Below are 26,438 nucleotides of genomic sequence, written 5' to 3'. Positions count from 1 at the left end.
ATAGTTTATCCCTTAGTCTGTTTGGAAGATTTTGATTTTTTAGAGTTTTCCTCGTTGGCTTCCTCCAAAGCAGCGAAAGCATCTTTTTCTTCTCGTTCGCCTTTGGAAGCAGGTGCTTTTATTTTTACCAGGACAGGAAAGCTAGTAAGTTGTCCAGATATAATTGCTTCACCATTTTCTAAATCGGGAAGCATCTTTACTTCTTCCTCACCTAAACTTTCGATCACCTTACGAACAAAGCTTTGGTCAGCAGGGTTAACCATACGCATGATGATGTATGAGTTACACATGGCGAGAGTGGTTTCATCGAGTCGGGAAGGGCGCTGACTAATTAAAATCAAACCTACACCGAATTTACGACCTTCTTGAGCAATCTGTCTGGTAACATTAATAGAGCGTTGTTGTGCTGGTGTATTGGCTTTTCCAGGGGAAAAGTTATGAGCTTCTTCAAGTAGTAGAAGCACGGGTAATTTCAGCTCATCTCTTACCCTTGCATCAAAAATATTGTCCGAGATAATACTGTAAATTGTTGCTTGAAATTCCTCTGTATAGCCAGCTAAAGACACCACACTTATTTGACCATATTTAACTAATTCTTTCCGGTCAGTTGGTAACGGTTCAGCACCAGTACGAGCTATTTTTTGATTTGTTTGTTCCATACGCCGTAAAGCCCCTGCTGCTGCATAAGTGCGCTTTTTAATTGCTTCTAGTGTGCGTATGTCATTTTTTGAATAGCTTGTGAATCCATTCCAACCCCAGTCTTCTAATTGTTGTCTATCATTTTCACCATCATTGTCACGCAATGCTGCTTCACCGGCTTCTGCCATCTGAGCAATTAACCACAAATTAGGTTGCACACCATATTGCTTTAACTCAGGTTTGTTAATGCGTTTAGCCAACCAATCGACTCGCTCAATCATCTCTTGTGATTTGTCTTTTATATAAAAAGACTTGGCTACCTGAAAGACATCGCTAAAACGTGTCAGCATGGTAGACGTTAGTTCATATCCAAGATTACTCACAATTTGAGCAACTGTGTCGCTGTCTTCTTCAAAAATAGGAAACTGTGCGTAGTAGCGATGCACTCTTGTCTCTAAACCTTGAACATCTGCTAACCCCGTGTAATCTCCATGAGGATCAAATATTACTATGGGATAATTTTTTGCAGCCAACTCCTCGATAACTCGCCGCGCTGTCCAACTTTTGCCAGCACCAGTCATGGCTAAAATTGCCAGGTGACGGGTGACAATGGCATGACCATCTACTGTGACATTTACTTCAGAACGGTTGGAAAGAGTAGCAATGTCTAATGCACGATTTTTATTGTCTTGTAATTCCCCAAGAACCACGCGAGCAATGTCTGGTGATTCAGGACGGTAAGCAGTTGAAGCAGGTTTAGGAGGATAACGAAGTTTGTTTAGCTTACCACCTCCCCTAGCATTTAAAGGTTCAGCGCCTAATACTTGACAAACTGCCGTCACCATTTCTTGGCTTAATGAAAGCACTGTATCAAATGGATTTGTCCTGGTAGCAGCTAACTCATGTCCTGCTTCACTTGGGAAAAAAGGATTTATCCGTTCAATCGTTTGAACCTTAGCCCAAATACGAATTTGTTCTACATTTAAATTATTTTCTGATTGACGTAATTGTGCATCTACAGCGATGATATCTTGTTCCCGGACAGCTTCAGGCGCTACAGCTAGTCGAAACTGGCGGCTTGTACTTTCGCCTACCAACGTGCCGACATAACGAGTAGGTGAAACAGAATTAGGATCGGGATTGTTTGATGGCGATGTGTTTTTTGGAGATGTTGCCATAAATTTTGTTCTCTTCTAAACATTAGGACGGAATAACCAATCCCGCTTTGTCATGTAAATTGACTGAACTATGATGCGTCGCATTTGAGCGTCAGTAATCTGTCCCTTTTGCAAACTAACACTCAAGTGATACTTGATTAGCTTGGTATAAGACTCAGTTAGCCAGTTGGGAATCTTAGCATATTTGTCAGCAATGTCTAATCCTACGGGAAAAGCATATCCAGGGAGCACGCGAGCATACAAATAAGCGCGTCGAGCAGCTTCTATCATCTGGTCTTTACCTAAATCAGCAAAAACTTCTACTCTAAAGGGTTCAGTAGTTTCAGAAACTTTTACATAGCACCCTTGAACTTTAGGAAATCCAATTTTATTATTAGATGATTTCAGGCAACTCCAATCTGCATCTGTTGTATATGCCTCATCTGGTAAGGAAATTTTACCTTTAGTTAGTCCAGCATATTTATTTTTGATTTCCCAAGGTTCTGAAAACTGACCAGGTTCAAGCAACATCGATAGTAGGAGAGCATCTGTATAGCCTAGTCTGTCTAATAAGACTTTCGGTGATTTGATATCTTTACGTCCATATAACTCATTAAAGTAGTTTGTGTTTTTGTTTTTTCTTAAACCTTGAAATATCCTGTCTAGGAGGATAGTCTCACTAAACTCCCGCAATTCACCTCGCTCAACGACACCAGTAATGATAGTTTTTGGCTTTCGTTTTTTAGCTTCTTTTATCAATTGACGGTATAAAAAAGCTATCCACGAAAGGGGTTCAAAAAGCCTTTTTTCTATCCACTCATCACAACGATCTGGAGCAAGTTTAGGATATATTTCTAGTTCTGCTTCATTGAGAAATTCTTCTTTTATCTGTTGAACTCCTTCAGGTTCTTGTGCGTACTGACTCAAAAAAAGGTCAATGTCTTTTTCCGTAAAAGGAGTATGTCCAGCATAGGCACTCATCATGTAAACTAGAGGGCCATGAAACATTAAGACTCGTAAATCTGGTGTCCGTTTTAAAGCTGATAGACCACCTAAAAGTTCGGCAGTAATTCGTACAATATCAGGGAAATCTTTGCGTTCTTTACTACCCCCTTCTAAATCGCCAAGAATAACGGGATAATAACCAAACTGTTCGCGTTCAGCTAAATTACGCTCCCCAGTTCGTACACGATAAGAACCTACTCGTAGAAGAATAGGAACTGGACTTGACATTTGAACTTGACCAAGACCCCCATCAATAAAAGTGACAACCTCACCCTGAACTTTCTCCCAATCTAGATCGTTGATGGCTTTAGCATTAAGAATTTGTTCTCTTTTTCCCAAATCTGCCAAGTGCATTGCTCGTCGCAAGTGTGTGACAAATTTTGCCGTATTTGCAAAATAGTTATCCCGCAGACTCTCGGCCACAAGAAGCGCATTTTCCTGTAGCTTAATCATCAAGTGAGGCTGAGTCTGTAAATCGGCTATCACTCCTTGCTCTGTTATGTAATCCTGACCGTCTTGCTGATTCATTCACTCCTCACTTCAATTCCTAACTGGATTAGCATTCGCCTAGCCGCAATTGAATGGAAATCGCTGACAGGCAATCCTGTCAACAGACTTACCAACCACTTTGGCGATACTCGTCGATCGCCAACTAACACATACCACGACTGGTAACAACCAGGGTTGCCCTTGCCTTCCACCAACGCTTGACGCGCTAAATCAAGCACTTCTCCTGGTGTCAAAACAACCTCAATCCCTTTAAGACTCGCTTTCCCTTGGGGGACAACAGCCTCTCCACTAGCTAGTTCCGGGGGCTTCCCGTACAGCCAATCATGCAAGGTTGCCAGCTTTTTACCCAAGGAGCCTGTAGCAATTCGCACAGCTAATCCTGATTTGATTAGCATATCGTATTTATCCAGTGCAAGGAAATAATCTCGACCCAGACAAATGCAAAGTTTGTGGTATGACTTTGCGCTGAGGATATCTTCAAATTTAGCAATGACCTCTGGTTGCAGTTGGCGCGAGCGCATTTTTGTCATTCGTTGGTCATAATTTGGAATCAGATAGTCACCCGCTATCAAGCCAAACTTAGCTGACAAAATATATATCTCTAATGGTGCTGATGGTTGTTTCCGCAGAAAACGACGCAGCAAACGGAATGTTGGGCCATCATAGCGCTCAATAGCAGGCAGCGAATCAGCATCCGAACGTTTACGCTGGGAGCAAGCCAAAATTAGCAGATGTCGCAAATTCAGAACTCACTATATATTATTCATGTTATTTACCACATTATTCTATTTCTTGCTTTACAACTAGCGTGATGAAGTAGAGGTAGCAGATGCGATCGCCCTTTCATTCCCAAAAGCGATCGCCCTAAAAAGAAATGTACTCAACAGCATTCATCCATTCATCGGATTCTGATGCTAAAGCCATGAGTTCCTATGCCACTTATAACAACCCCTTAGCACGCATTCTCACGAAAAATGGTGAAGGCGAAAGCAGAGATTTTTCCTGTTGTACCTGCTCCCATTCCGTCCGAATCTCCTGCTCAATTTCAGCTTGAAAGTCGAAGTAATAAGCCATTGCTGCATGAGCCTCCGACTGCATCAAATAAGGATGCTGGCGACACATTTCTTCCACTGACCAACCGTAAGCTAGATAATCCATCACAATCTGAGCAACCCGCACGCGGGGTATCCGCTGCAACCGTGCGGGTTGACCCGCTACTTTCTCGATATGAGGATAAATTAAAGCTGATGTCATTGCTTTTTGGATCTATCTCTACAGGAGATTAGCATAAATAGTATTATAACAGTCAGCAAAAATCAAAAGAATTAAACAAAGCGATCGCCCGGACACCAACTAATCTAACTGAAGGGCGATCGCCTAATCTGAGCTAACGCTTCTTCTCCTGGAATTGGCTCAACCATACCGCTTCGGATTTCGTCGCGACGCTGCTTAGCTTCCACAGTCCACAACTTTTGAACTGTTCCGTCTATATCAAATTCAAGACTCTCAACTAGCATCTCTGCTAACTGCGCTCTCAACGCATTTGGCAAAGATAAAGCTTCTTTCATCAGTCGCTCAATTGATAGCATAATGGTATCCCAACTAAAATCGCTAAATAGTTAAGTTGAAAAGGAAGCAAATTGTACAATCTGGTTTGATTATAGCCTAAGTGTATGATTAGGACTTACGCCTGGGGGTTCAGAAACCAGGTTTTTTTCCGAGATACTTCGTTGTTACCCGCAAATAAGGTAAAAAACCCGGTTTCTTTGGCGGAGTCCATAAGTTTTGTTATTGATGATTGTAGCCGATCGCCGTTACAATTATTACAGTGTTCGATTCTCAACAAACCCGATGACCATCAAACCGATTCGGTGGGTTGGTGCTGCCCGCGAAGAAATCCAATCTCTTCCTGAAGAAGCCCGAAAAGAGGCTGGTTTTGCACTTTGGACGATCCAGCAAGGCATACCACCATCAGACTTTAAACCCATGTCGATAGTAGGCAAAGGCGTTGAAGAAATTCGGATTCGGACAGAAGAAGCCTATCGGGTATTCTATATTGCTAGATTTGAAGAAGCTATTTACGTTCTCCATGCGTTCCAGAAAAAAACCCAGAAGACAGCCCAGAAAAATCTCGAAGTTGGACAGAAACGCTACCAACAACTTTTACAAAATCGTTTGAATTTAAGAGAGTCTGAACAATGAGCGAAAATACCATTACCCAAGCCGCTGATAATATCTTTCTAGACCTCGGATTTTCAGCCCAAGAAGCTGATAACTTACTAATCCGATCGCAACTGATGCTAGCCCTGCAAAATCAGATTAAACATCGCGGTTGGACAATCGACCAAACGGCTCAACATCTCAAACAGTCAAGCGACGAAATCAAAGCTTTGACTCAAGGTAAAATTGGACAGTTCTCCGTTGATACTCTGATTATAATGCTCAACCAAGTAGGCATGACTGTGAAAGTCGAAATTTGCCCCAAGGTAGCTTAGGGCGATCGCCCTTTCATTCCCAAAAACCGATCGCCCTTTCATTCACCTGATCAAAAAAGCCACACACTCAACATGAGAAGTCTGAGGAAAGAAATCCGCCGGCTGCACTCGCGCTAACTTATAATCTCCCTTTTCGCACAAAATCTTCAGGTCGCGAGCCAAAGTAGCAGGCTTGCAGCTAACATAAACAATACGATTTGGTTTGATTTCCTTGATAGCTTCCAAAACCGCGCGATCGCACCCTTTCCTCGGCGGGTCTAGCAGCACAATATCCGGTGTCAATCCCAAGGAAGGCAGCAAACTCTCTACAGTTCCCACCTGAAAATCTACATTTCTCACGTCATTTAACTCACCATTTAATCTTGCTTGTTCGATCGCCGCCGATTGCACTTCTAAACCAATGGCTATTTTTACTTGTTTTGCCAGGGGTAAAGTAAAAGTACCAATCCCACAGTAAGCGTCAACCAAAACCTCGTTTCCCTGCAAATTCAATTCGCCTACCATCACCTCTAACAACGCTTCAGCCGCCTCTGTATTAACCTGGAAAAAAGTATCAGCCCTTAGCTGAAATTTTAAACCAGCAAAGCTTTCTCGCAGATAAGAACGACCCGCAATGCAGCGAGTTTCTGCACCAAAAATCACATTAGTTTGAGCAGGATTTATATTCAAACAAACACCTGCCAGTTGAGGATATTGTTTCAGCCACTCTGATGCTTGCTCTTCGAGTCCCGGCAACTCTCCAGTGCGAACTATTAAAGTTAGCAGCATCTCGCCGGTGCGCCGTCCAATTCGCAAGGACAAGTGACGCAATTCTCCTGTATGTTTCTTTTCGTCGTAGACTTGCCAATCCCGCCAGTGGATGTCTTCTTTGACTTCTTTTAACAAAGGATTGAGGCGCGGGTCTTGCACCGGACACTGATTGAGATTGACTAATTTGTGCGTGCTTTTTTGATAGTAACCTGCTTGGACTTGACCTGTCGCAGATATGGCCACGGGATAAGTCGCTTTGTTACGGTATCCCAAAAATTGGGGAAATCCCTCGATTTTTCCCGTTAAAATTTCATCAACTTGCGGATTGCTAAATCCGCCAATCCGTTCTAAGGCTTGAATGATTTGATTTTGCTTGGCTGCAAGCTGATATTGATAATCTACGTGCTGCCACTGACAGCCGCCACACTTGTCGGCGACAATGCAGTTAGCTCGAATGCGGTGTTCTGAGGCTTCCAGAAGTGTGTCCAGCTTGCCTGTAGCATAGGTGGATTTGACTTGCACGAGGCGAACAAGGACTCGATCGCCCGTCACGGTATCGGGAACAAACACTACTAACTCACCAAAACGACCAACTCCGTCGCCGGTGTCTGTCAAGTCAGTAATCTCTATCTCAATCAGTTGACCTTGCTGGCACGGGTTTGCCAATTTCGTCGAGTTTGGGGTTGGGAATTTAGATTTGGTCACAAGTAGTCGTGGTAGGATTTAATATGGTAATGCAATATCGCTCTCTCTTTCCTGAGATAATTCGTAGCGAAGCGGGGCGTAAGCCATCGCACTCAAGCTCAATTGCAGGCGGTCTTCCTGCTGCTGAACGTCTTGCTGCTAAAGCCAAGCTTCAACCGGGGAGTCAAGCTTGTCGCGAGTTGCCTCGATCCCGTCGGTGCGATCGGCTGTTGGGGCGATGTAGCAAAAACTCGTTAAACAGTCAAAGTGTCTGCCGACATCCAAACTCTCACTCGCAGTTTTTGAGTTTTTCCCGCAGTACCTTGGAACACAAGGAAACTGGCTTGAATATCAAGCATAACGCTTGGGGAGATTTACCCTCTACTTCTAGGATTGATAAATGTTAGGAGCAAGGCGAGTCTGCGAACCAAGAATCCCGTCGCCAACAGATGGGAATGTTTATTAATGTTATCCTCAAATTTGAATAACAATGAGCGTAGTTAGCCAATTAATTCTCCAAGCCGACGACGAACTTCGCTATCCCAGTACGGGCGAACTTCAAAGCATCAAAGATTTTTTTAAAACCGGAGAACAGCGGGTGCGTATTGCTACGGCGCTGTCTGACAGTGAGAAAAAAATTGTTGAAGAAGCTAGCAAAAAACTCTGGAAAAAACGCCCTGACTTTATCTCTCCTGGAGGCAATGCCTACGGCCAGCGCGAACGGGCTTTGTGTCTGCGCGACTACGGCTGGTACTTGCGCCTGATTACTTACGGTATCTTGGCGGGTGACAAGGAGCCGATCGAAAGCATCGGTTTGATTGGCGTTCGGGAAATGTATAATTCTCTGGGCGTTCCTGTTCCTGGCATGGTCGAAGCTATCCGCTGTTTGAAGGAAGCTTCTTTGGCTTTGCTGAATCAGGAGGATGCTAAGGAAGCAGCTCCTTATTTTGATTATATCGCCCAGGCAATGTCTTAATTGCTTTGGTGATTGCTTTGATGAATGTGGCGGAGCATTCGCGGGTGATTTTTGGGGTGATTTTATCTCGCAATTGCTCGCAAATGTTTCGCTTCTGTTTTGGGAAAGGAAATCTGCCTAATTTCTGCTAGGAAGCAATGCTGTTTAAGCTTTCCCAGATGTTGAGTTCGTATTGTCTTTTAATGCACATTTGAATTAAAAAGTCAAGTGTTTTTGGGAGAGATTGTTTTTTGAATTTCCGGCTGTCGTAGTGAATGGATGTTTTGAGCTGCGAGAGTTCTCCAAGGGTGAGGCAGGTTTGGATATGATGGGCGATCGCATTTTGCCATTCTTCCAGCTTCCGGTAGCTGAGAAATTGTCCGCCTCTGTCCCGCCGATGCACGAAAACCACGAAAGCCCAAGATTCGACTCGCTTAATTTGATTTTGGCTGATTTTGAGCAGTTGGGCGATCGACCTGACGGTGATGCGGAGCTTTTTCGAGGGTTGGATGCGGCGAAACAGTGCTGTCATAGCTGAGTCACTCCTGAACTTGGGTGAGTTAGTTTGTGTTCGTCTTTGGATCTCACTATATCATATCATTCTACACGAATGCAGAGAAGTTGCAGTAATGTTTCTAAATGTGTAATGCTCAAACCCTGTGTGCTGCCTTGAGCAAGGCAAAAGTACAGCTAGCTTAAGAGTTAAATTGGATCTGTAAAATGCCGGGATTTCTTGACTTTAAGGCTGTCGTCGATCAGGAAAAACTGCGCCCTGTGCGATTTACGGATACGGGACGCGGCAGATTGGGCAAACTTCTGAAAGCAGCTAGAGAGATTCGGGGCTGGTCAATTATTGAAACAGAAATGGTCACAAAAGAATACGAGGCCGCTCTGTTTCGGACAGCCGGAGATCCTGTACCAAAAGATGTCGGTATTAGTAATGCTACTGTTAGTCGCTACGAACGCGGGAAGTTAGAAAGTTTGGATTGGCGATCGCTCTCTCTGTTATGCTTTGTCCTCAAGCCGATCGATCCGGTGACTGGGGAAGCCCTGGAACCGACAAATGCGCTTTATATCGCCTGCGAACATCCGCCGTATAATGACGCGAAGCTTTACGAGTAGTTGGTTGCTGATATTTAGTTAGATTGGGAGTTTTTAACCGCAGATGTCAATGGATGAATTCAGATGAACGCGGATGGGATTTTATCTGTGTTTATCTGCGGTGATTGATTACTCAGCGCCCTTTTGTTTAGCAATTAGAGCTTTAGCTTGCTGCCACAGAGATTCTAACTCTTCTGGGGCATAATCTGACAAAGGTCGATCGCACGCAGCCTCTACCTTCGCAAACCGCTGCACAAAGCGATCGTTCGTTCCCTGCAAAGCAGCCGACGGATCTAAATCGTACCAGCGAGCTAATTGAATCAACACAAACATAATATCTCCCAATTCTGACTGCTGCGCTGCCTTATCCTCGTGTTTGAGAGCGTGTTCAAATTCTGCTATTTCTTCGTGAAATTTATCCCAAACGCCGTCTACACTGTCCCAATCAAAACTCACTTCCGCAGCTTTTTGAGAGATTTTCATCCCGGCGGTTATCGGCGGTAAAGTGCTGGCATAACGGCTCATTTTTGAGGCTAAAGTTGGTGGCTTTTCCGAAGTTGTGCCTTTTTCTGCTGCTTTGATTTTTTCCCAGTTTTCGTTGACTTCATCCACGCTGTTGAGTTCGACATCGCCGAAGACGTGGGGATGTCGCCGAATTAGTTTTTCTGTAATTCCCGCAGCGATTTCGGCGAAGGTAAATTGATTGGATTCGCTGGCAATTTGAGCTTGCAGAATTACCTGTAACAGTAAGTCGCCCAATTCTTCGACGATCGCATCTTTATCTCCTTTGCGAATTGCGTCGGCGGTTTCATAAGCTTCTTCGATTATGTGAGGAATTAGAGTTTGGGGAGTTTGGGCTAAATCCCAAGGACATCCGCCGTCTGGCGATCGCAATTTAGCCACAACTTCTATAAGTTCTTCGAGTGCTGTGAGCGATCGACTGTGGGAATTAGACATCGGAATTTACCTTTTAGATTTGCTGGAAGCGCGACGGGTTGGTTGGCGTTTGCGCCTCTTAATTGTGCCAGGAGGGCGCAACCCGCTGAATCCTTTTTTTTTCAATCTTTTGTAAGCCGAGCCGCCCCAATCGCTCAGATAGTGGCTCATCGCGCCCAATTCTAGACCGATGTAAACGGCTAAAATTTCGATGTGGTGTTCCCAGATCGATCGCCCGTAACTCAAAACCACATCCTGCCAATTCCCGCCTAAGTTCCCGACTTTTTCGGCAATTGCTAATCCCACAATTCCGAGAACCGCGATCCAGATAGCGAGGTACAATATTCGCAAAGCAGTGCCGATCAGAGGGCCGTGGGACAAAAAAGAACGGTGGCGCAGGCTTTTTTGGTACGGGAGCCAAATCGCTTTGAACCATCCCCAGCGCTGATACTGGCAGGAGTAGATATCCAAGTCGGGGCCAAACATCAGCCCGCCGAATAAGAAGCTGCCGGAAACGAGCAAAGTCAGGTTGCTGCTCTGAGTCTGGCCAAAGGTGAGGGCTGCCACCAAGGGCAAACTCCACATGGTTATTTGATCGTGGGTGCGGCCAGAGGGCATTTAAAGTTTAGGATTTTTTTTACTTGATCTTTCTGAGTTACTGTGATATGATAAATCCTTGTGAGTGCAATTGGGTGATTAGCTCAGTGGTAGAGCGCCTGCTTTACACGCAGGATGCCGTAGGTTCAAATCCTACATTACCCATCCGATAACTCAATATCAACAGTTGCAGCCGTTTTTAGCAGTCAAGCCGAGAACGGCTGTTGCTATTTAAGGTTGACTGTTCAATTGGGTGACGACTAAATTTAACATTCTGTGGTGGATGTCTCAAAAGTTGGCACCCAATGCTAGAAAATTAATTTATTGATTTTCTTTTTTAGAACTGTGTATATGAAGCCTAAAATAACTAGCCCGATCGCGTGGCAGCAAGCTGAACTGCTCATGCAGCCAGCCATGATCCGAGTGCTCGACAACATCCGCAAACAATTAGAGGAGTCAGTTTGGACGGGCACTTATCAAGAAGTGCAGATTCCAATTCCGGGCTATCAACTAATTTTAGAGCTTCAAGGCGAGCAAAGATGCGTCGATATTTGGGAACTTTGCTATCGAGTCTGCTTTGTCAACTACCAGCCCGCCCACACTCAACTGCAAAGCCAGGAAGTCGTAATTGACACTAGCTTGATTGACGATGACACTGGCGATGTAGATTGGAATCGTCTTGATGCCAAAGCCAGTCAATTAATACAAGAAATATTCGCTAATTTGGGCAAATAGTCAGTTGTCAGTTGTCAGTTGACAGGAAAGCAGTAGTTAACAGTCAACAGTCATCAGTCATCAGTCAATAGTCAACAGTCAACACTCAACAAAATTTTATGCTGATTCAAGAATTGCACGACATTCAAGCAGCGGCTGGTGCTACTTTTGCAGAGTTAACAACCAAAGAAATTGTGCCAGTGAGTTTTGGTAACGACGCAGAAGCGATCGCAGCAACTAAAAAAAGTGTGGCTTTGTACGATCGCACTCACTGGGGACGCATTCAAATCTCAGATAGCGATCGACTGCGCTTCTTGCACAATCAAAGTACCAATAACTTCAATATACTCAAACCCGGTCAAGGTTGCGATACCGTTTTCGTCACATCCACCGCCCGGACGATCGACCTCGCCACCGCTTACGCTACAGAAGATGCCGTACTGCTGCTAGTATCAGCCAACCGCCGCCACCAACTGCTGGAATTGCTCGATCGCTATATTTTCCCAATGGATCGCGTCGAGTTAACAGATTTAACCCATACAACTGTTGCTTTCAGTTTCCTCGGCCCGGAAAGCACTCAACTACTAGAAAAAATCGGAGTTACCGAACTAGAAAATCAACCTTACGCTACTCACAAATTGATAAATTTTGCAGGTATGGAAGTCCGAGTTGCGGTTGGTAGCGGTTTAGCAACTCCCGGATACACGTTAATTGCGTCAGCAAGTGATGCAGCCCAGTTATGGCAGGAATTAGTTAAAGCTGGGGCTGTACCGATGGGCGATCGAGTTTGGGAACAACTGCGAATCGAACAAGGACGGCCCGCACCCGATTTTGAACTCACAGACGATTACAACCCCTTAGAAGCCCGCCTTTTACACACGATTACCTATGACAAAGGCTGCTACATCGGTCAAGAAACAATTGCCCGGTTGAACACCTACAAAGGAGTCAAACAGGAACTTTGGGGCGTGCAGTTGAGCGGTGCGGTTGAACCCGGAACAACAGTCACAATCGGAGAGGAAAAAGTCGGCAAACTCACCAGTTTTACGGAAACTGAATCCGGATTTTTTGGTCTTGCTTATATCCGCACAAAAGCCGGCGGCGAAGGACTGAAAGTGCAAGTCGGATCGGTGTCAGGGGAAGTAGTAAATGTACCTTTCTTGAGTTCGTAGTTGCGATCGGTAGGCTGTTGAGGCCACAGCGCCAAAAACTTTTTTGTTGAGGTTGGTGTGGGTTAACGTTAACCCAATAAATTGACACAAATTCCTATCTTTAGATAGATTTGCCACCAAACCACAGCAATTATTCTGTATAACAGTCGTTACAGAAAAAACAGAGTTTTTCAATGAAAAATTTTACATCGCGCTTAGTCAAAACTTGCCTGCGATTAGGAATAATCTTTGCTTTAGGAATAGCGCTGATTTTTAGCTCCGAATTGGAATTGTCAGGCAACAAAATGCAAGCGATCGCTACATCTTTAACCCCTGAAGCTAAATCTTACGAAGTTGCCCGTCCCGATCGCCAGCCAACAAGCGATACAGAGAAGGATGCCACGGGTGTACTTGACAATATCCGAGAAAAGCTGAATCTCGACCAACCCATTGCCCCCAGTACCAAAAAATTTATAGAATCGGTAAAAGATAACGGGGGCGAAGCAGTTACGCCGGGACAGGAAGCAGTAGAAAAAGCGGCAGAGCGAGGTAGGAGCGATCGAGCCAAGTAATTCAATCGCATCCAGTTTTCAAATATCATATTCTTAGTCCGTCTGCGCGGACTTTGTTTGTTCAGTAGCGATTTCCAAATCCGAATCATGGAAGGGATAATGAACCCCGATTCGATTGTTCACATCGGGACTTCAGGCTGGAGTTACGACCATTGGGAAGGTGTGCTTTATCCCCACCAGCTACCGCTTCGCTCTAGGCTCGATTACTATATCCAGCACTATCAAACCGTAGAAGTTAATAGCACCTACTACCGCTGGCCACCAAACACTACCTTTGCTAACTGGCGAGAGCGCCTCCCCCAAGGATTTTTGATGACCGTAAAAGCGCCCCGCGGTCTAACGCACTCCAAGCGTCTTTACTCGCCAGAAAAGTGGTTGGAACGGATGAGTGAGGGACTTCAATTCCTGGGCTCACGACTGGGTATTCTGCTAGTCCACCTTCCTCCCCAGTTCGGTTGCGATTTGGCCCGCCTAGCTTACTTTCTAGAACAGGTGCCCTCTTGGATCAAAGTAGCTGTGGAATTCCGACATCCAAGCTGGCACACAGAAGAGGTATTTTCGCTGCTAGAACGCGAAGGAGCGGCTTACTGCGTGATGAGCGGCGCCCACCTTCCGTGTATCCTGCGGGCAACGGGTTCATTCGTCTATGTGCGCCTCCACGGCCCCGACCCCAACAATCTCTATGGCGGCTCCTACTCGGATGATGATTTGCGTTGGTGGAGCGATCGCATCCACGAGTGGGAAAGCCAGGGGCGAAGCGTGTTCGTCTACTTCAACAATGATGGAGAGGGAAATGCAGTGAGGAACGCTTCAAAGCTAAAAACTTTTGTGGAGAACGGTATTCCCTGACAAGCGAAAGTTGAGAGCGTCCCCATTCTTTTGGGCGCATTCAACAACGCTCCGCAGTTCCCTGAAGCTGAATTAGAAATCGGAGGTGGCGTTCGTCTAGGTTGTTGTTTGACGATCGCACTCACCCCGAACCCGCACATCCAACTCAACATCACGCAGCACAAGGCGATCGCATTCAACTCAACATCACGATCGCACTTTTGCTTCCATTTCAAACAAATCCCGCAGGGTGCGCTTGACCGAAAGGAAACACGAAATACTCCGTCAGTTTTTCAATGCGATAATTAAACACTTTGTAGCGGTGTTTGAAGTACAGTTCCACATTCCCTCGCTGTTCCCACAATCCCAGCAAGTTGATCGCCACCTCTGAGTAATGGACTCTCACATCCCGCTGCACTTCGGCTATCCGTTCCTCAATTAGTCGAGTCGTAATTCCAATGTTAGAGAACAAGTGAAGAAACTTTAAAAATTTATAGACAGACTGAAACGGCCTTGCAATGCTGTATCAGCCATCCGCTACAGACAGGACTTTTCCACGCAAGCGTTGTTTTTTGGACGCTTGCTACACAAACGCCTAACTCTAACTTAACTGCTTCTAGCCAAGTATACACTTGATTGTGGTTATAAGTCCCTCTAAAGAATTATTTGTATATTCTCCTGAAGACAGATGATAGCAGCGACCTAGGCAAATAACATACGAAGTGTACAGAGTTATTAGGTAATCTAAAGGCATAATTTCAAAGCAGTCTATTTGCGCCTTGTAGGAAAGACATTCGACTTACCCACTTGTCCAAGCTAAACAAAGTGGCAGTATGTGGCGTATTCTTGTGCCTTACTTCAGGTTAATGACTACTTGATCTTTGATACTTAATTAATTAAGTGTACCTGATTTCTTCTGTCTCTGTTCTACCTGTGAGACCCTAACTACCCTGTTGTTTTAACTCCCTCTAAAAAATTGTTTGTAGATTCTCCTGAAGACGGAGGATAGCAGCGACCCAGGGAAATAACATCAAAGTCTACAGAGTTATTGGGGAATCTCAAGCCAGAATTAAAAGCACTCTATTTGCGCCTTCTTATAGGACATACATTCGGCTTACGCACTTGCCAAAGTAGAACAAAGTTGCAGTAAGTCGCCTACTCTTGTGCCTTACTTCAGGTTAATGACCAATTGAGCTTTGATTATTAATTAGGTTTACCTGATTTTTCTTTCTCTGCTCTATCTGTCACACCCTAATTACCATGTGGTAATACGCTTCTTTGTAGATGGCACAAAGGATACCAGAAATTTTCGCAGTTTGAGACATTTGTGTTGCTTGTAGGTCATCGGGTATACCCAGACTGACCAATTTTCATTTTAGCTTATCACACTTATTTAAGAAGTCTCATGGTTAACTTACTCAGACCGCCCAGTGTTTCTTCAAGTTCTCGCTTCGGTACTGTAACTGGTTTGTGGAGGCAACAGTCTTTTTACGACAGGAGGTCGCTTAAGACTGGTATCGTCCATTTCGGGCCAGGTCGTTTTTTTAGGGGGCATCTTGCCTACATAATACATAACTATCTTGCACAGAAGAATTCCCAAGAGCAGAGATGGGGGATTTGTGGGGTTAGCCTCAAGAGTCAACAGACCATTACTAGGTTGAAACCGCAGAGATTCCTTTACAGTTTGACCAAACACTCTAGTTGCGCTCAAAATCGTGAGGAAGCGGAAGTTATAGGTTCTATCAGGGAAATAGTTAATGGTAGAGACAAGTGCGAGTATGTGCTTGAAAAGATGGCGTCTCCCTCTGTGCATCTGGTGACTCTTACTATTACTCAAGGAGGCTACCATCTAGACAAGAATTTTAATCTTGACACAACGAATGAAGACATCGCGCACGATCTGCAAAATCCTTCCACTCCAACTACTGCAATTGGCTTTATCGTAGAGGCGCTACGCCGACGACGCGATCGCTCAATGACTCCGTTCACCACCCTTTCTTGCGACAACCTCCCAAGAAACGGGGATATCCTGCAAAAAGCAGTGCTAGCTTACGCTGAAGAGATCGATTGTCAGCTTGCAGAATACATCAAGGATAAGGTCACGTTCCCTAATTCGGTTGTAGACAGGATTGTGCCTCAAGAACAGGAATCCGACTATAACTACCCCAGCCGACTGTTGCAAGTTCGCGATCGCGCACCCATTGTAACCGAACCATTTTGGCAGTTTGTCGTGGAAGACAAATTCACAGGCGATCGCCCCAAGTGGGAAGATACAGGGGTGATTATGACTAGCGACATCACTCCCTTCCTGTATATGAAGTCGAGATTCTTGAATGCAGTACACTCCTTCATAGCCTGTTTAGCTGTAAGAGCAGGTATAGAGTATATGCACGAGGCGATCGCGCTACCGGAATTCCAGTTGTTTACTCGGCTTCTCATGGACGATATCGCAGCAGCAACACCAGTGCCTCGCCAGATGTGTGAACAATATATGGAGCAAGTTTTAGTCAGGCTCAGTAACGAAGATCTTCCCGATACTACGGAGAGAATCTCTTCAGAAACCTGTAGGAAAGTAGGCAAGTATATATTTCCGATACTTCAGGATGCGTATAGCCGAAAAGTCAGCATGAAGCGTATTATACTTCCTGTTGCGGCGTGGCTTCTTGCAGTCAGAGAAGAGGCGTGCGAGTCTGGTCAGCCCTATTATGCCAAGGATACCCAAAGCACAATTACAGCGATTCAAGAAGGCGCACTAATTAGCGGGATTCTGGGATTGGAGAATTGCGAACAGACACAGGTCGTAGATAATGAATGCCAACAAGCTTTGCGAGATCTCCAGAGCCACGGACTATTGACTACGCTTAAAAATTACAGTGAGGGAGGTCTTTTAAATGAAAGCGCTTCAGCATGATTTGGTGGTGCTTTTCGATCATGACGGAACTGTCGTTGATAGTGAAACCATAGCACTTAAGAGCGCATGGAGACTGACAAATGAAGTGGCTAGTGAGTTCCCTGGCGCTCAACACTATGAGCTTGAGGAGTTTGTTAAAAGCTTCGCCGGGAAACCCTACAGGGAAATACTCAAAAAGATCTACCCAGACTCATTAACCAGTCTTAATGAGCGCGATATTGACAGGCTAGTGGCTGAAGAAGAAAAGAGAGCGATCGAACGGCTTACTGTAGAGGCAAAAGCGACAGAAGGAACGCCCCAAGTGCTGTATTCCCTGCGCGACGACGGATTTGAATATGCGCTAGTAAGTAATAGCAGCTTACAGCGGCTGAGTGCTTGCCTTTGTGCTGCTGCCCTGACCGACTATTTCCCAAGCGAGCAGGTATTTAGCGCTCACGACTCTCTCCCGGTTCCGCGTCCCAAGCCACTTCCTGACATCTACCTATATGCAGTGAAATGTCTGGACGCAGAAGTTTCCGATTGCGTGGCAATTGAAGATTCTATCAGTGGGATAAGGGCTGCCGTTGCCGCTGGAATTGGGCAGATTATCGGTTATGTAGGGGGAACTCATATCAGCGAGGATGAACGAAGCAGCCGTGCAGATGCTCTTGAGTCGGCTGGTGCCCACCAAGTTATCGAGCGGATGGAGGATCTTATCGGTCTATTATCAGCAACCCCAGTCTAAATAAACAGGGCATGAGGCACTGAAATCTGATCGTTTTCCAACCCTCCGCACCTACAACTTCTTGAAGTACCGGGCGATTGGTAAATCAACCTGGTGCGATCGCTGTAAGGTTTTCCACAATGCCTCAATCTGTTCATAGGCAGTTTGCGGTGACAATTTAACTCCTGTTTCTCACCCGACGATAAAGCTGACTCGTTGAGAAAATTCCTGGAGATTAGCATTAAGAAACTCTCTCAAAATGGAAGGACAAATTTGAGAAGCATCGAATGATCAATTAATTGGCAATGGATAAACGCCAGCAACGACGATACCAAAGCAACGCGCAAGCCAACTTAATCATACCGAGATAGTTACAAGCTTTCTTGTCATAGCGCACTCAGATAGCTTTACACTTCGAGAGCCAACCCAGAGTGCGCTTTACAAGCCAACGCCTTGCAGGATAACGGTGCCCATCACCCGCCGCGACCATCTTTGATACTTGCAGATAACCTCTCGGCGGTCGGTGTGCAGGGGTGTTGTTAGGTCGCTAAAGCCTTGAGATAACAGAACTGGTTAGGTCTGTTAGTAAAAGATGTTGGGTTGACGTAAAGAAACCTAACCTACAAGAGCGATTACTGGTGTTATGTGCGGTCACTGCTTATATTCATTGATGTCGGTATCCGTAACATAAATCACCACTGGACTTGTATCTTTCCCGTCGGTTGTTACGATCGCATCTCTGCACCCTATTGTTTCTTTGATCTTGGCATCGGCATCAGCCAGGGTTGCGCTCTCGGACAGGAAGATTACTATAGGCTGAGCTTTTTCTCCCTGTTCATGTCGCCAGTCAAGGTAGTTCTTTAGTGTTGGCGGTGGCGAGACTGGATCACCCCCTTGATCCCTCTGCGGATTTGAACCTTCAGGCTGAGACTGCACTAAAAACGCTGATGCATTGATCCTGTAGACCATGTTGACATATTTTTTGTCGGCGTCAACCACAATGACTCTATATCGATTTCTAGACTCTAGCTCGTTAACAACATCTTGCAATGGCTTGTTCATATCATCCTGACTGAAGACAAGATCGTTTGCGAGAGCCTTCAAGGGGATCTTTGCCAACCTGTTGTCTGGCAGCGGGGGTGCCGAAACAAGGCCACTGTTAGCTTGCTGCAATACAGCAGCAGTAGTCCGATCCGTGGCCCTTGAAGCAGCCTCAAAAGCATTGCGCGAAAAATAAAATGCCAGAATAGTGCCTACCCAAGTTCCGTACAGAGGGAGGGTTGAATCCATTACTCGTCCTGAAACAACCCCTCTTTTTTCACCATTTTCCGCAGTGGCAATTACCACGACTGATATACTGAAGACAGCTATTATCGAAGCGAGAAGAACCCCCAAGGCAATCCTCTCCCTATTTCGGGAGTCAGATTGCTCTTTCAACATAATCCCCTCTCGAGTGGTTTGGCTTGGGGGCTGGCTCTGGGAAGTTAGATCAGGGGACAGAGGAGCAGGTGTTGCCGTGGCTGGAGGAAGGGGAGAAGTATTAGCCATGAATATCTAGTATTTAACCGATTATGTTGATATTGAATTAAAACTCAAAGCAGAAATCGCTCGCCTAACTATATAATTGACTGAAACTTTCCGCTTAAGATCCCATAGTGGGTAGATAGGCAGAATGATTCGGCATAACACCCCAAGTTTACTACTTAAGCAGATTCTTTCTGCAGAATACGCGGCTTAAGCTGAATATGCGGAATCTTTCCGCATATTTTCAGATTCCTTACGGAGTCGTGCAAACAGACGGAGATAATTCCAGCCAGTTGCGCGATATTGTTCCTATTCACATTAGCGGCGATATGAGCCATCTGTTTGACTTACAGGGTGAAGCAGTTTTAAAAAGCCGTCGTCACCACCTAGTATAAATAAAATGAACAGCAATACCAGTACAAGCTCAACAATCAAGCTGAATCAACAATCCCTATCTCGTTTACCGGGCAACGTGCGCGTACCCAAGTACGATCGCCATCCAATTACTAATGGAATTTTGCATATTGGAGTTGGTGGATTTCATCGATCGCACCAAGCGCTCTATCTCGATGATTATTTCCATCAGAATCCTGGTAGTGATTGGGGAATCTGTGGTGTTGGATTGCTTGAGAATGAATATGACAGGCGTATGCGGGATGCGCTTCTGTCCCAAGATTGTTTGTATACCTTAGTTGAGCGATCGCTAGAAGGAGATCGCGCTCGAATCATTGGTTCAATCACTCAATACCTGTTTGCACCAGACAATCGTCAAGCAGTTATTGAAGCATTAGCAGATCCCAAATGCCGAATTGTTACTCTAACAATCACAGAAAGCGGCTACTACTACATTGAAGGAAGTGGCAATTTCGATGTAAACCACCCGACGATGCAGCACGATTTGCAACATCCTGAGCAACCAATTGGGACATACGGTTTTTTGACAGCCGCACTCTCCAAGCGGCGTAAACAGGGGTTGGCACCGTTTACAGTCTTGTCCTGCGACAATATCCAAGGCAACGGCGACATGGTGCGGAAAATGCTAACGACTTTTGCCCAAATGCGCGATCCAGATTTAGGAAGTTGGATTGCTGAACACGTTGCGTTTCCCAACTGCATGGTCGATCGCATTACTCCGCTGACAACCCCAGCAGATATCAATATGCTGGGCCAACAGTTTGGTATTGATGATGCGTTTCCCTGCGTCGCGGAGCCTTTCATTCAGTGGGTAATCGAAGATACCTTTTGTGCAGGCAGACCGGATTGGGAATCCGTTGGCGTACAGATGACTAAGGATGTTCATCCCTATGAAATGATGAAAATTCGGCTTCTCAATGCCAGCCATATGCTGATTGGCTATCTCGGCTCTCTGGCAGGTTATACCTACGTTTATGAAGTCATGGCCGATCCCTTGTTTCAGCAAGCAGTCGCTAACCTGATGGATGAGGTGACACCAACACTCCAACCCGTTCTTGGGATTGATTTAGACGATTATAAAAAAACTTTAATTGAACGGTTTTCCAATCCCAAAATTCGCGATCAGCTTCCGCGCCTTTGCCTGAATGGATCGGCCAAAATTCCTAAGTTTGTTTTGGGCTCGATCCGCGATAAATTACAACTTGAAGGTGCGATCGATTACCTAAGTTTGACGATTGCTGCTTGGTGTCACTATCTCAATGGTTACGACGACCAGAACCGTCCTATCGTCATTGATGACCCTTTAGCTGATATCCTCACTCAACAGGCCCGCTCAGGTAAAACAGATCCCACTCCATTTCTCAGCATATTTGAGATTTTTGGAGATTTAGTACAGTCGCCACGTTTCGTCGAGAGTGTTGCTGACCAGTTGCGTAGTTTGCATGAGTTTGGTGCTAAAGGAACACTAGGCCGATAGTCGTAAGTACCATCTGCATCCGTATTGCCTCTGGCCAAAGCATCTATCTTAAGGTGGATTCTCCTGAGTGAGTAACTCAGGTTCAATAGAGAAGACCGTGTATGTATACGGATGAATCTTAATGAAGCGCGACGCCACAGGCAAGTTTCTTAGCAATTGGAACTCGGAGACGAAAGAACGAGTGAGCGTATCTCTCACTAATACAGCATGGCGATCGCTCGATAAAGAGGCTCACAGGCGAGGAATTTCTCGCTCTGAAGTCATTGAACGCTTTGCCCGCACTCTTGAAGGCGAACAGTTGTTCCCTGCCCAAGAAACTGAGGGCAAGGTAGCAACGATTCTGGAAAGCATTACGGATGCTTTTGTCGCCTTCGATCGCGACTGGCGCTACACCTACGTGAATGGGGCGGCGGCTCAAATCCTGCACAAAACACCAGAATATCTACTAGGAAAGCACGTTTGGAATGAGGTTTTTCCTGAGCTGGTTGGTGCAATTCCCTATCGAGAACTCCATCGGGCAATGACGGAACAGGTTCCTGTTTCCTGGGAAGAATTTGGGGAATCTGTCCAGCGTTGGATAGAGGCGAAGGCCTATCCCTCGACTGCAGGAGTAGCAGTTTATTTTCGCGATATTACAGAACGCAAGCAAGCAGAGGCAGAACGAGAACGGTTATTGCACGAGCTGGAAATCGAACGCGCCCGATTTGAAGCCGTTTTGCGACAGATGCCTGCGGGTGTAATAATTGCCGATGCGGCATCCGGTAAGTTAGTTCTAGCGAACGAACAAACCAAGCAAGTTGTTGGGTATGACTATGAACAGTCGCTTGAGATTGAGGAATATGCACCCATTGCTCCATTTGAAGCCTTTTTTGGCTCAGATGGTCAGCTCTATGCCCCTCATGAGTATCCCCTGGCGCGATCGCTAAAAACCGGTGAGGTCGTTACCAACGAAGAAATGGAAATTCATCGAGATGATGGTAGCCGCGTCTTCATTAACATCAACTCAGCACCAATTTTAGATAGTCAGGGAGAGATTGTTGCAGCCGTTGTTATTTTCCAAGATGTGACGGATTACAAACAGGTTGAACAGGCATTACGAGAGAGCGAAGAACGCCTGCGATTGGCATTAACGGCGGCTCAGATGGTGGTCTGGGATATGGATTTGCCGACCAATCAGGTAGTGTGTTCTGCTAATGCTCTAGACGTTTGGGGTTTTCATGAAGGGACGGGAGAAGAGTTTGTTGCGCTCATTCATCCAGACGATCGACAACAGGTGCTCCAAGCGACGGTAGGGGCAATGGCTGGAGAACAGCCCTACGCACCGGAGTATCGGGTAATTTGTCCAGACGGCGTTGTGCGCTGGCTCAACAGTCAGGGACAAGTCTATCGGGATGAGACGGGGCAAGGAGTTCGCATGATTGGCGTTTCGGTTGATATTACAGAACGCAAACAGATCGAAGCAGAACGCGATCGTCTTTTAAAACGAGAACAAACTGCCCGACTCGAAGCAGAAAGCGAACGTAAGCGGTTGTATGAAATCCTGATGCAGCTCCCTGCCATGATTGGCATTTTGAAAAGTCCCGATCTTGTTTATGAATTTGCCAATCCAAGCTATTTGCAAGGGACTGGACGCACTCCAAACATTATTGGTCAACCGATGCGGCAGGTTTTCCCAGAGGTAGAGGGGCAAATTTACTTTGACGTGCTTGAACAGGTTTATCGAACGGGAGAAACATTTATTCGGGAGGAGTCACCTACTTTCTTGGATCGCAATGGCGATGGAGTGTTGGAAGAGGCATTTTTTAACTGTATCTTTCCGGCTTGGCGAGATGCTGAGGGAACCATTCAGGGCGTCTTAATTTATAACATGGACGTGACAGCCCAGGTGCGGGCAAGGCAACAGATTGAGGCATTACTGGCAGAACTTCAGCACAAGGAGAGACAGCAGCAATTTCTGATTGAATTGAATGATGCGATTCGTGCCATTCAAGACTCGAAGGACATTATGTGGCGAGTGGTTAGCTCCGCAGGAGAGCACTTCAATGTCACTCGCTGTACCTACGGTGAAATTGATTCTACTCAGGAATATTTGATTGTCGATCGCGATTATTGCAATGGTGTAATCAGCATAGTGGGTAGACATCACCTAGATTCGTTTGGCCCTGAACTCATTGCTGAATTAAAGCAGGGCAAAACTATTGTCGTAGATGATGTCGATCGCGATCCTCGGACTGCCGGATCGGGGGCTGCTACCTTTGACGCAATTCAAACCAAATCTCTCCTGTGTGTTCCATTGGTGAAAGATGGGAAATTTGTCGCATTGTTGGTGTTGCACCATGTCTCTGGTCGCCACTGGACGGAGGAAAATGTGGTGCTGATGGAGCGAATTGCTGAAAAAACCTGGCTAGCCGTGGAGCGCTCGCGGGCAGAAGAAGAATTGCGAGAAAGTGAAGCTCACCTGCAACTCGCTCTGAAGGTTGGACGCATGGGAACGTGGGACTGGGATATGCAGACCAAAGCAAGGCATTGGTCAGAAGGGCACTTCATGGTACTCGGTCTGCAACCCAATGAGTGCGAACCCTGCTATGAGGTTTGGGCAAGTCGGGTTCATCCTGATGACTTAGCAGAAGCTGATGTGAAACTTCAGCTAGCTATAGCTGAAAAGAAAGAGTATCACCATGAACATCGCCTGCGTTGGCCCGATGGCTCCATTCACTGGGTTGAAGCGAGAGGACAGTTTACTTATGATTCTCAGGGAAATCCCAAGCACTCGATCGGCGTCGTCATCGATATCACACAACGCAAGCAAGCAGAAGAGGCCTTGCGTCAAGCTCTACAAAAGCTCAACTTCCATGTTGAAAACTCTCCAATGGCAGTCGTTGAATGGAATCGAGACTTTCAAGTCATTCGCTGGTCTGCTAGTGCAGAGCGCATTTTGGGCTGGAAAGCCGAAGAAATTCTGGGCAAATCTTTAACAGAGATACCTTTTGTCTTTGAGGAAGACCTGGAATCGGTGACAGAAGTCTGCCAACGGCTGGTCTATGGTGAAGAAGCCCATATTTTTTCATACAACCGCAATTACACCAAAGATCGCAACATTGTGCACTGCGAGTGGTATAACTCCAGTCTCAGGGACGAATCGGGACGGATGATTTCGGTGTTATCGCTGGTGCTGGATGTGACGGAGCGCAAGTATGCCGAACAAGAACGAGAACAACTGTTAGAGCGCGAACGTATTTCCCGTTCTCAGGCAGAAGCCGCACAGCGCCAACTGGCAAATATTTTTGACACGTCTCCGATTGGACTTGGCCTGTTAGATGAAAAGCAGCGATTTATTTCCATCAACGAAGCCTTGGCAGAAATTAATGGATTAACCCACGAGCAACACTTAGGACATTCCATTTCAGAACTTTTTGGTCAATTCGATCCCCACGTAGTTGAAGTCTTTCATCAGATATACACCACAGGAAATCCCTTCACTTCACCCAACTTTGCGGTGAATGTTCCCGGACGTAGCGATCGCCGTCCCGGTTACTACAACGTTTACTATCTTCCGACTGTTAACTCAAATGATCAGGTTGAAGGGGTTTTAGTTTATGTAGTCGATGTGACTGAGCGCGTCAGGTTAGAGCTTGCCCAACGCTTTCTCTCTGAGGCAAGTACGGTGCTGGCATCCTCACTCGATTATCAAACGACTCTAGAGCGAGTCGCACAGCTTACAGTGCCGGAATTAGCGGACTGGTGTACGGTTCACATGATAGAAGAGGATGGTTCGATCGAGCAGATTGCGGTTGCTCACATCGACCCTGCCAAACTGGAATGGGCATATCAGATGAGAGACAAGTATCCTATGAACCCGGATGACCCTCGCGGTGCTGCATTGACGCTGCGAACTGGGCAATCTGACTTGCTGCCGGAGATTCCCGATGAACTGCTGGTACAGGCAGCGCGTGATTCTAAGCATTTGGAAATACTGCGGCAGGTTGGATTCAAATCGGTAATGACGGTGCCACTACGAACTCAGGCACGAATTCTAGGGGCCATTTCCTTTATCTCAGCCGAATCTGGACGACGGTATACCTCAGCAGATTTGCAACTGGCAGAGGAATTGGCGCGTCGTGCTTCCTTGGCGATCGACAATGCTCAGTTATACCGGTTAGCTCAACGTGATCGTGCAAAAGCAGAAGCCGCTAACCGGATTAAAGATGAATTTTTAGCTGTATTGTCCCACGAGTTGCGATCGCCCCTCAATCCGATTCTGGGCTGGACAAAATTGCTACGAACAGGGCGACTAGATACCACAAAAACCCAGCAAGCGCTGGAAACGATCGAACGCAACGCCAAGCTGCAAGCCCAATTAATTGAGGACTTGTTGGATGTCTCGCGCATTCTGCAAGGAAAAATGACGTTAAACGTCGCTCCTGTGAATCTAGCGGCAATGATTGAGGCTGCACGGGAAACGGTACGACTAGCAGCCGAAGCCAAACACATTCCAATCCAGACCACATTTAATCCTATTTCAGGAACGGTTTCAGGCGATAGCAATCGCCTCCAACAAGTAGTCTGGAACCTCCTCTCCAATGCTGTGAAGTTCACCCCAACCGGAGGACGCATCGACGTGCAACTAGAGCAGGTTGGTATGTACGCTCAGATTCAAGTCAAAGATACTGGAAAAGGCATCAAACGAGAGTTCTTACCCCATGTGTTTGACTACTTCCGTCAAGAAGATGGCACTATAACCCGACAATTCGGCGGATTGGGATTGGGACTAGCGCTCGTCCGTCATTTTACCGAACTGCATGGAGGAACCGTTCAAGCAGACAGCTTAGGACAGAACTTAGGGGCTACATTTACCATCCGGCTACCGTTAAACATCGTAGAGCCGGAACCCTCTTCTGATGACAGGCATCCAGAAAGTGCGGCAGACTTAGCAGGTATTCAGGTCTTGGTTGTGGACGACGATGCAGATATGCGGGAGTTAGCAGCATTCACCCTGATGCAATCTGGCGCACAAGTTGCCACAGCAGCTTCGGGGGCACAGGCGTTGACCCTTCTGAATCAATCTCTCCCCGATCTACTCTTATGTGACATTGGGATGCCAGAGATGGATGGTTATGCCCTGATTCGGCAAATTAGAAAGTGGTCACCCCAACAGGGAGGCACGATTCCTGCGATCGCACTTACTGCCTATGCTGGAGAGATCAATCAGCAGCAAGCCTTAGCTGCCGGATTTCAGATCCATATCCCCAAGCCTGTTGAACCCGAGGAATTGGTAAAAGCGATCGCCCGTTTGCTAAGACACTGAATGATTTGAG

At 46.1% G+C, this 26,438-nt stretch carries 25 protein-coding genes, 1 tRNA gene and 1 pseudogene; 15 read left to right on the top strand and 12 right to left on the bottom strand.

The features are described 5' to 3' along the window. Positions 1 to 5: 5 nt before the first annotated feature. The 5 genes from QUA10_RS00200 to QUA10_RS00180 all read right to left on the bottom strand — a co-directional run bounded on the left by QUA10_RS00200 (position 6) and on the right by QUA10_RS00180 (position 4,900). Positions 6 to 1,817, bottom strand: a complete 1,812-nt coding sequence (locus QUA10_RS00200) for an ATP-binding protein (RefSeq protein WP_333080575.1) — start codon at positions 1,815 to 1,817, stop codon at positions 6 to 8. Positions 1,818 to 1,832: 15 nt separating this feature from the next. Continuing rightward, a complete protein-coding gene (locus QUA10_RS00195; RefSeq protein WP_333080573.1) occupies positions 1,833 to 3,329 on the bottom strand; it encodes a DNA double-strand break repair nuclease NurA in 1,497 nt (498 codons plus the stop codon). Then, complete coding sequence (locus QUA10_RS00190; protein ID WP_333080572.1) at positions 3,326 to 4,051, bottom strand: DUF6884 domain-containing protein; 726 nt, start codon at positions 4,049 to 4,051, stop codon at positions 3,326 to 3,328. The genes QUA10_RS00195 and QUA10_RS00190 overlap by 4 nt, the downstream gene beginning before the upstream one ends. 199 nt (positions 4,052 to 4,250) lie before the next feature. After that, positions 4,251 to 4,565, bottom strand: coding sequence for a DUF433 domain-containing protein (locus tag QUA10_RS00185; protein WP_106331699.1), 315 nt, complete (start codon positions 4,563 to 4,565; stop codon positions 4,251 to 4,253). 104 nt (positions 4,566 to 4,669) lie between these two features. Next, positions 4,670 to 4,900: an addiction module protein gene (locus QUA10_RS00180; RefSeq protein WP_333080571.1), complete on the bottom strand. Its 231-nt coding sequence runs from the start codon at positions 4,898 to 4,900 to the stop codon at positions 4,670 to 4,672. A 262-nt stretch (positions 4,901 to 5,162) separates the two neighbouring features. Between QUA10_RS00180 and QUA10_RS00175 the strand changes: the two genes are divergently transcribed. Beyond that, positions 5,163 to 5,513 carry a type II toxin-antitoxin system RelE/ParE family toxin gene (locus tag QUA10_RS00175; RefSeq protein WP_333080570.1) on the top strand — a complete coding sequence of 117 codons (351 nt, stop codon included), beginning with the start codon at positions 5,163 to 5,165 and terminating at the stop codon, positions 5,511 to 5,513. Then, complete coding sequence (locus QUA10_RS00170) at positions 5,510 to 5,806, top strand: XRE family transcriptional regulator (protein WP_333080568.1); 297 nt, start codon at positions 5,510 to 5,512, stop codon at positions 5,804 to 5,806. The genes QUA10_RS00175 and QUA10_RS00170 overlap by 4 nt, the downstream gene beginning before the upstream one ends. Before the next feature lie 42 nt (positions 5,807 to 5,848). Here QUA10_RS00170 and rlmD read toward each other — a convergent pair whose 3' ends face one another. Beyond that, positions 5,849 to 7,261: a 23S rRNA (uracil(1939)-C(5))-methyltransferase RlmD gene (gene rlmD / locus QUA10_RS00165; RefSeq protein ID WP_333080567.1), complete on the bottom strand. Its 1,413-nt coding sequence runs from the start codon at positions 7,259 to 7,261 to the stop codon at positions 5,849 to 5,851. Positions 7,262 to 7,284: 23 nt separating this feature from the next. Between rlmD and QUA10_RS00160 the strand changes: the two genes are divergently transcribed. Next, positions 7,285 to 7,647 carry a hypothetical protein gene (locus tag QUA10_RS00160; RefSeq protein ID WP_333080566.1) on the top strand — a complete coding sequence of 121 codons (363 nt, stop codon included), beginning with the start codon at positions 7,285 to 7,287 and terminating at the stop codon, positions 7,645 to 7,647. An 83-nt stretch (positions 7,648 to 7,730) separates the two neighbouring features. After that, positions 7,731 to 8,216, top strand: coding sequence for an allophycocyanin subunit alpha-B (locus QUA10_RS00155; protein ID WP_333063958.1), 486 nt, complete (start codon positions 7,731 to 7,733; stop codon positions 8,214 to 8,216). A gap of 127 nt (positions 8,217 to 8,343) precedes the next feature. Here the strand turns inward: QUA10_RS00155 and QUA10_RS00150 are convergent, their stop codons facing one another. Continuing rightward, a complete protein-coding gene (locus QUA10_RS00150) occupies positions 8,344 to 8,727 on the bottom strand; it encodes a hypothetical protein (protein WP_333080565.1) in 384 nt (127 codons plus the stop codon). Between the two features lie 188 nt (positions 8,728 to 8,915). Between QUA10_RS00150 and QUA10_RS00145 the strand changes: the two genes are divergently transcribed. Next, positions 8,916 to 9,317: a helix-turn-helix transcriptional regulator gene (locus QUA10_RS00145; RefSeq protein ID WP_006634106.1), complete on the top strand. Its 402-nt coding sequence runs from the start codon at positions 8,916 to 8,918 to the stop codon at positions 9,315 to 9,317. Between the two features lie 108 nt (positions 9,318 to 9,425). On the opposite strand, the gene mazG is transcribed toward QUA10_RS00145, so the two are convergent. Beyond that, positions 9,426 to 10,253, bottom strand: coding sequence for a nucleoside triphosphate pyrophosphohydrolase (mazG, locus tag QUA10_RS00140; RefSeq protein ID WP_333080562.1), 828 nt, complete (start codon positions 10,251 to 10,253; stop codon positions 9,426 to 9,428). A 6-nt stretch (positions 10,254 to 10,259) separates the two neighbouring features. Continuing rightward, a complete protein-coding gene (locus QUA10_RS00135; protein WP_333080560.1) occupies positions 10,260 to 10,850 on the bottom strand; it encodes a metal-binding protein in 591 nt (196 codons plus the stop codon). Positions 10,851 to 10,922: 72 nt separating this feature from the next. Here QUA10_RS00135 and QUA10_RS00130 point away from each other — a divergent pair. From QUA10_RS00130 to QUA10_RS00110, 5 genes are all read left to right on the top strand, one after another. After that, a tRNA-Val gene (locus QUA10_RS00130) sits at positions 10,923 to 10,994 on the top strand. 186 nt (positions 10,995 to 11,180) lie between these two features. Then, on the top strand, positions 11,181 to 11,564 hold the full coding sequence (locus QUA10_RS00125) for a hypothetical protein (protein WP_333080559.1): 384 nt from the start codon (positions 11,181 to 11,183) through the stop codon (positions 11,562 to 11,564). Between the two features lie 101 nt (positions 11,565 to 11,665). Further along, a complete protein-coding gene (gene ygfZ / locus QUA10_RS00120; protein WP_333080748.1) occupies positions 11,666 to 12,715 on the top strand; it encodes a CAF17-like 4Fe-4S cluster assembly/insertion protein YgfZ in 1,050 nt (349 codons plus the stop codon). Between the two features lie 173 nt (positions 12,716 to 12,888). Beyond that, complete coding sequence (locus QUA10_RS00115; protein WP_333080558.1) at positions 12,889 to 13,266, top strand: hypothetical protein; 378 nt, start codon at positions 12,889 to 12,891, stop codon at positions 13,264 to 13,266. 99 nt (positions 13,267 to 13,365) lie between these two features. Next, the gene (locus QUA10_RS00110) at positions 13,366 to 14,115 is read left to right on the top strand and encodes a DUF72 domain-containing protein (RefSeq protein ID WP_333080556.1); all 750 of its coding nucleotides are present in this window, start codon (positions 13,366 to 13,368) and stop codon (positions 14,113 to 14,115) included. A 211-nt stretch (positions 14,116 to 14,326) separates the two neighbouring features. On the opposite strand, the gene QUA10_RS00105 is transcribed toward QUA10_RS00110, so the two are convergent. Next, entirely contained in the window at positions 14,327 to 14,566 is a 240-nt protein-coding gene (locus QUA10_RS00105) for a hypothetical protein (RefSeq protein WP_333080553.1), read from the bottom strand. Between the two features lie 933 nt (positions 14,567 to 15,499). On the opposite strand from QUA10_RS00105, the gene QUA10_RS00100 reads away from it, so the two are divergent. Both QUA10_RS00100 and QUA10_RS00095 read left to right on the top strand, forming a co-directional pair. Further along, positions 15,500 to 17,005 carry a mannitol dehydrogenase family protein gene (locus tag QUA10_RS00100; RefSeq protein ID WP_333080552.1) on the top strand — a complete coding sequence of 502 codons (1,506 nt, stop codon included), beginning with the start codon at positions 15,500 to 15,502 and terminating at the stop codon, positions 17,003 to 17,005. Further along, positions 16,986 to 17,729: an HAD family phosphatase gene (locus QUA10_RS00095; protein WP_333080550.1), complete on the top strand. Its 744-nt coding sequence runs from the start codon at positions 16,986 to 16,988 to the stop codon at positions 17,727 to 17,729. Before QUA10_RS00100 ends, QUA10_RS00095 begins: the two co-directional genes overlap by 20 nt. 51 nt (positions 17,730 to 17,780) lie before the next feature. On the opposite strand, the pseudogene QUA10_RS29040 reads toward QUA10_RS00095, so the two are convergent. After that, a pseudogene (locus QUA10_RS29040) lies at positions 17,781 to 17,888 on the bottom strand (DUF7219 family protein); the annotation flags it as partial. A 471-nt stretch (positions 17,889 to 18,359) separates the two neighbouring features. After that, entirely contained in the window at positions 18,360 to 19,148 is a 789-nt protein-coding gene (locus QUA10_RS00085) for a hypothetical protein (protein WP_333080548.1), read from the bottom strand. A 305-nt stretch (positions 19,149 to 19,453) separates the two neighbouring features. Here QUA10_RS00085 and QUA10_RS00080 point away from each other — a divergent pair, with 305 nt between their 5' ends. The 3 genes from QUA10_RS00080 to QUA10_RS00070 all read left to right on the top strand — a co-directional run bounded on the left by QUA10_RS00080 (position 19,454) and on the right by QUA10_RS00070 (position 26,428). Beyond that, the gene (locus tag QUA10_RS00080; RefSeq protein ID WP_333050745.1) at positions 19,454 to 19,627 is read left to right on the top strand and encodes a hypothetical protein; all 174 of its coding nucleotides are present in this window, start codon (positions 19,454 to 19,456) and stop codon (positions 19,625 to 19,627) included. Positions 19,628 to 19,632: 5 nt separating this feature from the next. After that, positions 19,633 to 21,123, top strand: a complete 1,491-nt coding sequence (locus QUA10_RS00075) for a mannitol dehydrogenase family protein (protein WP_333080546.1) — start codon at positions 19,633 to 19,635, stop codon at positions 21,121 to 21,123. A gap of 121 nt (positions 21,124 to 21,244) precedes the next feature. Beyond that, positions 21,245 to 26,428, top strand: coding sequence for a PAS domain S-box protein (locus QUA10_RS00070; protein WP_333080545.1), 5,184 nt, complete (start codon positions 21,245 to 21,247; stop codon positions 26,426 to 26,428). Positions 26,429 to 26,438: the final 10 nt, after the last annotated feature.

The organism is Microcoleus sp. Pol8_D6 (assembly GCF_036700965.1).
Classification (GTDB): domain Bacteria; phylum Cyanobacteriota; class Cyanobacteriia; order Cyanobacteriales; family Microcoleaceae; genus Microcoleus.
The sequence above is the reverse complement of the archived record's forward strand: the minus strand, read 5'-3'. Positions and strand labels throughout refer to the sequence as shown.

What these genes read in the sequence shown, in the direction of transcription:
- QUA10_RS00160 (WP_333080566.1), top strand. Translation starts at nt 7,285, where the DNA reads ATGGTAATGCAATATCGCTCTCTCTTTCCTGAGATAATTCGTAGCGAA.
- QUA10_RS00145 (WP_006634106.1), top strand. Translation starts at nt 8,916, where the DNA reads ATGCCGGGATTTCTTGACTTTAAGGCTGTCGTCGATCAGGAAAAACTG.
- QUA10_RS00135 (WP_333080560.1), bottom strand. Translation starts at nt 10,850, where the DNA reads ATGCCCTCTGGCCGCACCCACGATCAAATAACCATGTGGAGTTTGCCC.
- QUA10_RS00080 (WP_333050745.1), top strand. Translation starts at nt 19,454, where the DNA reads ATGCGGAATCTTTCCGCATATTTTCAGATTCCTTACGGAGTCGTGCAA.
- QUA10_RS00170 (WP_333080568.1), top strand. Translation starts at nt 5,510, where the DNA reads ATGAGCGAAAATACCATTACCCAAGCCGCTGATAATATCTTTCTAGAC.
- QUA10_RS00085 (WP_333080548.1), bottom strand. Translation starts at nt 19,148, where the DNA reads ATGTTGAAAGAGCAATCTGACTCCCGAAATAGGGAGAGGATTGCCTTG.
- QUA10_RS00175 (WP_333080570.1), top strand. Translation starts at nt 5,163, where the DNA reads ATGACCATCAAACCGATTCGGTGGGTTGGTGCTGCCCGCGAAGAAATC.
- QUA10_RS00070 (WP_333080545.1), top strand. Translation starts at nt 21,245, where the DNA reads ATGAAGCGCGACGCCACAGGCAAGTTTCTTAGCAATTGGAACTCGGAG.
- QUA10_RS00195 (WP_333080573.1), bottom strand. Translation starts at nt 3,329, where the DNA reads ATGAATCAGCAAGACGGTCAGGATTACATAACAGAGCAAGGAGTGATA.
- QUA10_RS00180 (WP_333080571.1), bottom strand. Translation starts at nt 4,900, where the DNA reads ATGCTATCAATTGAGCGACTGATGAAAGAAGCTTTATCTTTGCCAAAT.
- QUA10_RS00200 (WP_333080575.1), bottom strand. Translation starts at nt 1,817, where the DNA reads ATGGCAACATCTCCAAAAAACACATCGCCATCAAACAATCCCGATCCT.
- QUA10_RS00125 (WP_333080559.1), top strand. Translation starts at nt 11,181, where the DNA reads ATGAAGCCTAAAATAACTAGCCCGATCGCGTGGCAGCAAGCTGAACTG.
- QUA10_RS00150 (WP_333080565.1), bottom strand. Translation starts at nt 8,727, where the DNA reads ATGACAGCACTGTTTCGCCGCATCCAACCCTCGAAAAAGCTCCGCATC.
- QUA10_RS00110 (WP_333080556.1), top strand. Translation starts at nt 13,366, where the DNA reads ATGAACCCCGATTCGATTGTTCACATCGGGACTTCAGGCTGGAGTTAC.
- QUA10_RS00075 (WP_333080546.1), top strand. Translation starts at nt 19,633, where the DNA reads ATGAACAGCAATACCAGTACAAGCTCAACAATCAAGCTGAATCAACAA.
- QUA10_RS00095 (WP_333080550.1), top strand. Translation starts at nt 16,986, where the DNA reads ATGAAAGCGCTTCAGCATGATTTGGTGGTGCTTTTCGATCATGACGGA.
- mazG (WP_333080562.1), bottom strand. Translation starts at nt 10,253, where the DNA reads ATGTCTAATTCCCACAGTCGATCGCTCACAGCACTCGAAGAACTTATA.
- QUA10_RS00155 (WP_333063958.1), top strand. Translation starts at nt 7,731, where the DNA reads ATGAGCGTAGTTAGCCAATTAATTCTCCAAGCCGACGACGAACTTCGC.
- QUA10_RS00100 (WP_333080552.1), top strand. Translation starts at nt 15,500, where the DNA reads ATGGTTAACTTACTCAGACCGCCCAGTGTTTCTTCAAGTTCTCGCTTC.
- QUA10_RS00115 (WP_333080558.1), top strand. Translation starts at nt 12,889, where the DNA reads ATGAAAAATTTTACATCGCGCTTAGTCAAAACTTGCCTGCGATTAGGA.
- QUA10_RS00185 (WP_106331699.1), bottom strand. Translation starts at nt 4,565, where the DNA reads ATGACATCAGCTTTAATTTATCCTCATATCGAGAAAGTAGCGGGTCAA.